Below are 9134 nucleotides of genomic sequence, written 5' to 3' on the forward strand. Positions count from 1 at the left end.
GGATATCATTGCTTACAAATCCATGGCTCCACAAATGTGCATCTCCACAGTCTAAATCATTTGCATTCTTCCCGCCATATGGAGAACTATTCCAATAGGGTATATAGGGGCAGTTCATCCAAACCACTTCCTTGGACAGGACATTCGGTATCCAGAGACCATATTGATTTTGATAAGAAGGCTTTATTTTCCATCTGTCCAGGAATTCCGGATTGGAGAAAATCCAGTGGTTTTCATTCGTGCCGCAAAAGAGGGCAATACAGGAATGGGTTCGCAGCCGTTTTGTCTGATAGGTATATTCAGAACGTATTTCATTTTCGAACCAGGCCTGTCTCTCGGGGTATGCGCCGCATGCCAGCATAAAGTCCTGCCAGACCAATAAGCCTTTCTCATCACAGAGATCATAGAACAGCTCTCTTTCATATAATCCACCACCCCAAATGCGAATCATATTGAAGTTTGCCTCAATTGCCTCCTCCAGCAGGGTGTGGTACTTCTCCTCTGTGACTCTTGCATAGATAAAGTCATTTGGTATCCAATTTGCACCCTTACAGAATATCTCCTGTTCATTCACGATAAATTTAAAATTCCTGGTTTCATCTTCCATAGCAGATGTATCGATACTGATTTTTCTTATTCCATAATGAAAAACAGGCCAGCTTTCAACCATATCTTTGCACCTTGCCGTTATTTCTACCTGATAGAGGGGCTGTCTTCCATAACCGGCGGGCCACCAAAGCTCAGCCTCATTTAATAAAAGCTCCTGGTTGATATAATTCGTACCGGATGTGAGCAGGATATTGGGAATCGTTTTGCCTGCAGCAATTTTACCATCCTTTCGGATTACAATTTCCAGATCGCAATCTACCGTATCCACGATATTTAAGTTCTCTGCATTAACCATGACATTCAACAATGCCTGGTTTTTCTCCCCGTCCCGCTTAATTTCTTTTGTTTCTATTCCAACTTCGCGAATGGCAATTTTATGATAAGTTCTGACTAATGCTTGTCCGGTAATTCCAATGGAAACCAGCCGCGGTCCCCAATCCCAGCCAATATTATACTGGGGTCGTCTGACCATTGTCCTTCTGTGGTCACCCCGGTCACTGTCACTAAAATCACTTTCAGCGGTAACGGCACAATCAATTTCAGCCAAATCTTGTATGGATATATGTTCAAGCCCACTGGTAAGGCGGACCGTGAGTCTGTTATCCCCTTTCACCAGAAATCTTTTTATCTCGCAGATAAACGGAACATGTACATTTTGATGGGATCCGATATACTGATCATTTAAAAAGATATCGCTGTTAGTATCCAGACCTTCTAATACTAACTCTATGACATCAGCATCCATCCTGATATCAGAGGAAGAGAAATGCTTTACAAACCACCAGGAGCGTTCTTCGATCCATTGGGATTCGTAACTGTTATCTCCTTCTAAGGGTTCCTTAATGACTCCGGCATCCATCAGAGGCATGCGGACATCCACCGGTAATTTACACTGATACCAGCCTTCCTTCTGTCTATTAATATCTGACAGATATTGCCTGTCCCAGCTCAGCGGCGCTTCATGGAGCGCCCAAAAATCATTTAATTTTGTTATATTCATTTATTTTCACCCTACCCTTTCACCGCACCTGCAACCATACCTTTTATAATATGTTTTGAAAAAATGAAATAAGCCATCATCGCAGGTAAAATCGCTAATAACATAGAAGTCATCATTCTGGGATAATTCGTGGTAAACTGCCCCTTAAATAATGCTATTCCAACCGGAAGTGTCATATATTTTTCTGAATTTGTCAGGATCAGTGCAAAGGTAAATTCATTCCACGATCCAAAAAACTGAATAATCCCAATGGTCACAAGTATTGGTTTACACATAAACAGCACAATTGAGAAAATCGTTCTTTCCCTGGAGCATCCGTCTATGGCTGCCGCTTCTTCTACCTCCACCGGGATAGTCTTAACATAGCTTTCCACCAGAAAGACTGCCAGCGGAAGCCCCATCGCCGTATAGGGGAGAACTAAAGTGAACCATTGGTCTGTAAGATGTAACTTTGTAAACATTACATACATGGGAACCATGATTGCATGAACCGGAATCAGCATCCCCAGTAAAAAAAAGGTATAGGTAGATTTTCGCCCTGCAAATTTGTACCGGGACAGCAGGTAGCCAATCACAAACCCAAACAGAAGGATGAAAAACAAGGCAATCAGACTATTTCGCAAACTGTTCCATACCCACACCATAAATTTACTGTTTGCCAGGATCTCCTGATAGTAGGAAAAATCTATATGTGCGGGCAATGAAATGGGATTTTGATAAAATTCCGACTTGGTTTTAAAGGAAGAATAAACCAGCCAGACCAAAGGAAAAATACAGGAAGCGGAAAAGATCAGCAGCAGAGCATTGGGAATGATATGTATAAAATGAAGTCTATTTTTTTTCGTCATCATTTTTTCCTCCTGTCAGTCTGTTAAGCGGTACCTGTGTGCCCAAAATAAACAGCAGGCTTACCAGTAAGATCACAATGGACATCGCACTGCCATATCCCATTTTGTATGAAGTAAACGATGTTTGATAGGCATACATTGCCATAACGCTGCTGGAGGTCCCGGGACCGCCTGATGTCATTGCATAGATAATATCGAACGCTTTCATATTTCCGGCAATACAGAGTGTAATACAAACTATAAGTGTATTCTTTATCAGCGGAACCGTAATATGCACTGCCTTTTTCCAGCCCACTGCCCCGTCTATCTCTGCCATTTCCAGTACCTGGGGATCAATGGAGGACATACCGGAGAGGATAATGACCATATAGTATCCTATAAATTGCCAGATGATTGGAATTGCCACCAGCAGCATAATGATCTTCGGATTATTGAGCCAAGGCTGCGCTTTACTTTCCAATCCCACCAATTTGAGAATGGCATTGAGCAGCCCGTACTCGTAGTTATAAATCAAGTTCCAGATAAAGCCTACAATAACTGCTGAAAGCACGGATGGAAAATAGCACATTGTACGGTGGAACCCCTTAAATTTTACATGCCTGCTTCCCAAAAATACCGCAAATATAAATGCCAGCCCAATCTGGAAAATCAGACATACAACCACCAGATAAATATTATTCATCAGGGATTTGATAAAAATTTTATCCTGAATCACATCTACAAAGTTTTTGATACCGATAAAGGTCTTATTGACTCCCCCGTTCCAGTCAAAAAAGCCATAATAGAACGCCAATACAATAGGTACAAACAAAATAATTGCATACCATAGCACTCCTGGAAGTAAATACAAATATATTTTATGTTTTTCTAACTTTAAGCCATTGCTCATTCTTCCACCACCATTCATCCTTGGATTAGAGAAACTATTTCTTGATATTGTCCTGTTCTGCCTGGATTTCCCCGGCAAGCTCCTCCGGTTTTTTCGTTCCGTTTAACAATTCCTGTAATCCTGAATTCATGGTCTCAATAACCGCTGCATTCATCTGCAAATCATAAATCGGAACAATATTCTTATCTTTTGTCAATGCCACAAAGTCCTTCACCAGCTGGGACTGCCCGGACAAGCCTGAATCATCCACATTCATGGGCGTTACAAGACCATATTCCTTCATAGCATATTCTGCCATCTCATACCCGTTCAGGTAGATAATATAATCCATTGCCATTTTCAGCTTATCTCCCGTAAGCTTTTTATTCACACTCCAAAACCATCCGCAGCCCCCAGTCACATCCTGTTGCTGGGAACCATCCAGATTCGGCAGCATGGCAACTTTGGTATTTTTCAACACCTCTTCATCATATGACGCTATATTTCCCAGTCCCCAGGAAGCATTAATAACAGCTGCCACCTTTTTCTGTCCATACAGTTCAAATCCCTGTGCATCATTAATTGTATTAAAATCTTCATTGAAGAGTTTATCCTCCGCCATTTTCTGGAAGTGCGCCAGTGCGTCCACAAATGCCTGGTCTGTAAACTTTGCTTTTCCATCGTTCTTAATAATACTTTCTGTCCATTCACTTCCGGTGTGTAAATCACCTATTCCTGAAAAGATATAGGATTCTGCCGGCCATTTGTCCTGATTCCCCATTCCGAACATCGGGATTCCTTTTTCCAGGAATTTCTCAGAAGCTTTATAAATATCCTCCCAATTATCCGGAAACGTATCATACCCAATTGATTTCCATAACTCTTCATTGTACAAAACTACCGTTGAAAGTGCCAGCTGCCCTGTCATTCCATAGATCTTCCCGTCCCTGGTTGCCGCATCAAAAACTCCCTGCTTATAGTCATCTTTGTGCTCATATTGATCAAGGTACTCATTTACCGGTGCCAGCAAGTCATTCTCTATGAAGTTATCCATCCAGGAGCCTTTCACCATAAATATATCCGGCAGTTCATTCACGGCTGCCTGTGCCTGGATCTTGGTAGAGTAATCATCATGAGACATCACCTGGCTGTCCACTTTGATATCCGGATGTTCCTTCTGCCAGGCTTCCGACATGGTCAGATGGGCGTCCCCCTGATTATTTGTCGCCCGGTCTTCTTCCGTAAAATTATGCATAACCGTAAGCTCAATCCCTTTACCGCTTCCTGAATCCTCACCGTTGTTTCCATTGCAGGCGCATAAACTAATTGTCATTGCTGCTGCTAAAATTACTGCTGTTAATCTCTTTTTCATATTCCATTCCTCCTTCGAACAATCCATAAGTTCCACTGGTTTTGGCATCTCTATCAGGCTTTCGCTGTCTGGTGCCTGTCTGATTACATTACTATTCTACAACGATCCCGGATCTTCTAAAACCTGTATTTTCATTATGAATATCCTTATAATTTGCAGTCTTTACCCCTATTCTGATTTTACTGTCAAATGATATCCCGAAATATTGCTAAACATCCCCAATTCTTGTCATTGAGCCGGTACGTCATCCGGAGTTTATAAGCGCCTCACTATTACGCATTATATTGGGGTGGATGTGCTGATTTATGACGCTTTGTATTGGAAGTTAATAGGCGAAAAGAGAAGGGGACAAACCATCCCCGTGATCTCCGCCCTGATGAAAAAACCAACTTTATAGCAATAAATAAAATCACGGAAAGATGGGCGTGGGAATCACACTCTAATTTATGGGAAAATGATTTATTTTTATTCAAATAATGGTATAATTCATAATTAGATAACTTATCCTGGGGGGGAATAATCTATGAAACTGCAAATTAAAAGACCGATTACCATGCGCAGGCAGATACTTGTACTCTTTGTTTTATTAATGCTGATTCCTTTCATACTCTTAGTCATTATTGCGGATATTATTTTTACATCCCATGCACAAAATGACCTTAAAACCATATATAACAGCAATATAACGGAGATGGCAAACAGCCTTGATACCCTATTTACAAACGCAACTGACCTGACTCTTTTGCCTTTAACAGAAGACTCTATGCGCACATATCTAACTATGCCGGGGTCAAACCCCGATTTTCTTAAGAAGAAACAGAAAAGCTCAAATATGCGAAATTTAATCCCATATGGGTATCGGGAAGGAATTTTAAGTATAGGACTTTACCGGGAAGACGGTGACTATATCATTACAGACAATACGGTGAAGTATACAGAGGCCGATTATGAAAATGTCCGCAAACACGACTTGCTTCCTTTCTGGGATTTCCCCACGGATGAGCAATCCATATTTTTACTGCGGCGCTTCAGAAACCCCACAGATTTTTCCGAGTATGCCGGATATATAAAACTCCGGCTGAGTTTATCCTATGTGTCGTCGAAAATGAACAATCATCTGCAAAATGAAGAGACCTCCTATTTTTTAATCACACCCAACAATGACCTGCTTGTAGAAGCGAATACCGGTGAGTCGGACACGCTCTATAAAAAATTTTCTTTTACATATGAAGCGTTAAAAGAAAAGGCTGAGGCTGATAATCAAAGCACCATACAGAATAACTGTATTATCTCACAGCATCTGCTGTCAAACGGGCTGATACTATACAGCATTGCAGCCCCTCACATCATCTCCGAAGTCAAGCACGCATTCTGGCCAAGTATGCTTATGGCTTCTACCGCCGTAATGCTTTTATCGTTCATGCTGTCATTTTATTTTTCCAAAAAGATCACCATTCCCCTTGAGACACTTGGTGAAAAAATGACGAACCTGACAACAGAGAATTTTGCCAGCCGTGCTGATATCGAAGGCTGCCATGAAATCTCTATGCTGTCAGATCGTTTTAACAATATGGCGGGACAGTTGGAAACACTCTATAATAAAGTGTATCTGGGGGAATTAAAACTAAAACAGTCACAGTTGGATGTCCTGGAAACCCAGATCAATCCCCACTTTCTTTATAACACCTTGGATACCATATACTGGATGGCAAAGCTGGGGGAATCAGAAAAAGTGAGCTTCATGGTTTCCAATTTATCACAGATGATGCAGATGACCCTCTCGGCGAAAACAAAGGATAAAGTTACTTTATTTGATGAGCTGAAGCACCTTACCTGTTACATCGTGATCCAGGAAATCAGACATAATGGCAAGATTCTGTTTGATGTAAAATGTAATGATGATTTAAAGGGTTTCCAGGTTTTAAGTTTTCTCCTGCAGCCCCTTGTGGAAAATGCACTTCACCATGGTTTGTCCAGCTACCCCAACGGCATGATCCATATTCATATATTCCAGTCCGGTCATGATCTTATCTACGAGGTTGCCAATAACGGAACCCCTATTAATCCGGATGAAATTACCAGCCTCCTGAATTCCAAAAAGCCTGCCCTGAAAGGGTTTGCTCTAAAGAATATCATGGAACGGCTGCAGCTGAAGTATGGTGCCCCCTATTCGCTTACCTACTATTTAGATGGGGATTTCAGCGTGTTCAGGATCAATCAACCAATTGAAGGAGAGGAAAACGATGACAAAAATACTGATTGTGGATGATGAGGACTTTATCCGTAAAGGAATGATCTATACCATTCCCTGGGAAGATAATGGTTTTACAGTGATCGAGGCTGCAAACGGCCAGGAGGCCTTTGAAGTGTCCCTGCAGCAGCGCCCGGACATTGTTTTAGCCGATATTCAGATGCCCGTTATGAATGGACTGGAACTGGCAGAAAAGTTACATTCCGTTCTGCCGAATACTAAAATTATCATATTGACAGCATTTGGCAGTGAAGAAAATCTATTAAAAGCAATCAACTTTAAAGTAAGTGCTTTTCTGATCAAAAGCGCATGCAGTGAAAAAATATTAGAAACGGTGATCAGAATCCGGGATGAGACCGCTGCTTATAAGGACCATACGGAAAAACTGAATCATATACAGCAGATCTATACGGAAAACCAACCCCTGTTAAAGTCAAGCCTGTTACTTCGCTTTATCCGCAAGCAGATTTCATACTCACATTTTTGCAGAAAATATACTGATTTAGGGGGCAATACTGACTCCCTTCCCCTGAGTGTCGGTCTGTTTAAAGTAAATTTTGACGATGAAAATTACATCCTTGGACAGTTACTGTTTTATTTTGCAGATTTTAACCCCATCTGCTTTTTCGATGACCAGAAAAATGTCATACTGATCCTGAATACTTCAAAAAAGGATCTGACCTGCCAGGTATTTGAGCAGATACTCCCAGGCATCCAGCCAATACTGTTTGGGAATTTCATTACCATTATGAATTCCATTACTTCCTTTACCTTTTTGCCTATGGCATATGAAATACTAAACCAGACACTGGAAAATTGCTTCTGGAGTAAATCTGCATACCAGATGATCGAACCCACCAGGGAAATCACTGTAAATGATCCGAATATCCCATATAATCATGAAGCACAGATTATCCGCAGTATTATTAACCGTGACCAGCATCAATTTATGGCATCATTGTCTTCTTACTATAATTATATGGAACACCATCTGGTACTGAGAAGTGTCTTTCTGGAATCCGTCATGCATATTGTAGTGGTAATTGCCTCTATACAAAATACAGATCTGGAATTTGACAAAATGAAGGAATTTATCTGGGCACTGGAAACACCGCTGGAAATTATTGAGCAGCTTCGGACACTGGCTTTTCCGGAACCATCTAATAATTGTACCAAAGTCGTATCGGATGCCATTACATATATGAAGAAACACTTTACGGAAGACCTTCATCTGGAAGATGTTGCAAACGCTGTATTTTTATCACCGGGATATCTTTGCCGTATATTCAAGCGGGAGACCACCCACTCTTTTACAGAGTATCTGCATATCCTCCGGATCGAAAAAGCAAAAGAACTGATTGAGAAAACAGATTATAAATATTATGAAATTGCAGAAAAAGTGGGCTATAAGAATTACAAATACTTTTCCGCATATTTCAATAAAATAGCAGGGTGCAGTGCAAAATATTACTACACGGAGCATATTAAAAAAAGTGGTCACAATTCTGAGAGCGATCATTCTGCCCAATAAATTCAGGGTGCTGCCCACCCTGGTATGAAAACCAGGTGTGGCAGCACCCTTCTGTACTACTTCACAAGAATCCTAATAAAGAAGTCAAATTTGAGACGATACTAGACAAACCGGCTTCTCTTCCGTCTCACAGATACCATATTTTTTCTCTGTATATGGTATTGCATTGCCCTTCCATACCATACCTTCTTTAAGCAACTGATTATAGAGATTACTATTCACAATAACCCGCAGTTTATTTTCACCTTCCTCAATCAAATTTGTCACTTCTACTTCTTTCATAACCTGATCAGGGAAATCTGCTTTCTTATTATTCACCCACACTTGAAAGGTATCACACACATCCCCCAGCTTTAGAATTAATCTCTGTCCAGCTTCTTTCTTCTCCAGTAGAATCGTACCATGATAAATTCCTCTTCCCACAAATTTCTTCAGCCTGCTGTCCAGTTCATTCCACGGCCAAAGCTCTTTAATTGCAATTGGTTCTCCCCATTTTTGGAATCCGCTTCGTAAGAAAGATACTTCCCCCTCCTCATTTGGACAGAACTTTTCCAACTCCAACCGATCAAAGATGATCGTCCCGACTGTGTGCTCTGTCGCCTTTTCATCTGCATAAGCATCAGCATTTTGCAATCCATTTTTAACCTCATACTTT

7 protein-coding genes are annotated in these 9134 nt (G+C 41.0%); 2 read left to right on the forward strand and 5 right to left on the reverse strand.

The features are described 5' to 3' along the window. The 4 genes from ACH2DQ_RS24910 to ACH2DQ_RS24925 all read right to left on the reverse strand — a co-directional run. Positions 1–1609, reverse strand: a 1609-nt coding sequence (locus ACH2DQ_RS24910; protein ID WP_395028599.1) for a glycoside hydrolase family 2 protein, incomplete at its 3' end; no start/stop codon positions are given. A gap of 11 nt (positions 1610–1620) precedes the next feature. Next, positions 1621–2460, reverse strand: coding sequence for a carbohydrate ABC transporter permease (locus tag ACH2DQ_RS24915; protein WP_394912631.1), 840 nt, complete (start codon positions 2458–2460; stop codon positions 1621–1623). Then, positions 2441–3346 (reverse strand): carbohydrate ABC transporter permease, encoded by a 906-nt coding sequence (locus tag ACH2DQ_RS24920; RefSeq protein ID WP_394912630.1) that lies wholly within the window; start codon positions 3344–3346, stop codon positions 2441–2443. The genes ACH2DQ_RS24915 and ACH2DQ_RS24920 overlap by 20 nt, the downstream gene beginning before the upstream one ends. A gap of 34 nt (positions 3347–3380) precedes the next feature. Continuing rightward, positions 3381–4697 carry an ABC transporter substrate-binding protein gene (locus ACH2DQ_RS24925; protein WP_394912629.1) on the reverse strand — a complete coding sequence of 439 codons (1317 nt, stop codon included), beginning with the start codon at positions 4695–4697 and terminating at the stop codon, positions 3381–3383. Positions 4698–5220: 523 nt separating this feature from the next. Between ACH2DQ_RS24925 and ACH2DQ_RS24930 the strand changes: the two genes are divergently transcribed. Both ACH2DQ_RS24930 and ACH2DQ_RS24935 read left to right on the forward strand, forming a co-directional pair. Then, positions 5221–6966: a sensor histidine kinase gene (locus ACH2DQ_RS24930; protein WP_394912628.1), complete on the forward strand. Its 1746-nt coding sequence runs from the start codon at positions 5221–5223 to the stop codon at positions 6964–6966. Next, entirely contained in the window at positions 6941–8479 is a 1539-nt protein-coding gene (locus tag ACH2DQ_RS24935) for a response regulator (protein WP_394912627.1), read from the forward strand. The genes ACH2DQ_RS24930 and ACH2DQ_RS24935 overlap by 26 nt, the downstream gene beginning before the upstream one ends. An 84-nt stretch (positions 8480–8563) precedes the next feature. Here the strand turns inward: ACH2DQ_RS24935 and ACH2DQ_RS24940 are convergent. Next, positions 8564–9134: sugar-binding domain-containing protein (locus ACH2DQ_RS24940; RefSeq protein ID WP_395028600.1), on the reverse strand; the 571-nt coding region annotated here is incomplete at its 5' end.

It is taken from the genome of Robinsoniella sp., from assembly GCF_034124845.1.

Coding starts and splice junctions, on each gene's coding strand:
- ACH2DQ_RS24915 (WP_394912631.1), bottom strand. CDS start 2,460: ATGATGACGAAAAAAAATAGACTTCATTTTATACATATCATTCCCAAT.
- ACH2DQ_RS24920 (WP_394912630.1), bottom strand. CDS start 3,346: ATGAGCAATGGCTTAAAGTTAGAAAAACATAAAATATATTTGTATTTA.
- ACH2DQ_RS24935 (WP_394912627.1), top strand. CDS start 6,941: ATGACAAAAATACTGATTGTGGATGATGAGGACTTTATCCGTAAAGGA.
- ACH2DQ_RS24925 (WP_394912629.1), bottom strand. CDS start 4,697: ATGAAAAAGAGATTAACAGCAGTAATTTTAGCAGCAGCAATGACAATT.
- ACH2DQ_RS24930 (WP_394912628.1), top strand. CDS start 5,221: ATGAAACTGCAAATTAAAAGACCGATTACCATGCGCAGGCAGATACTT.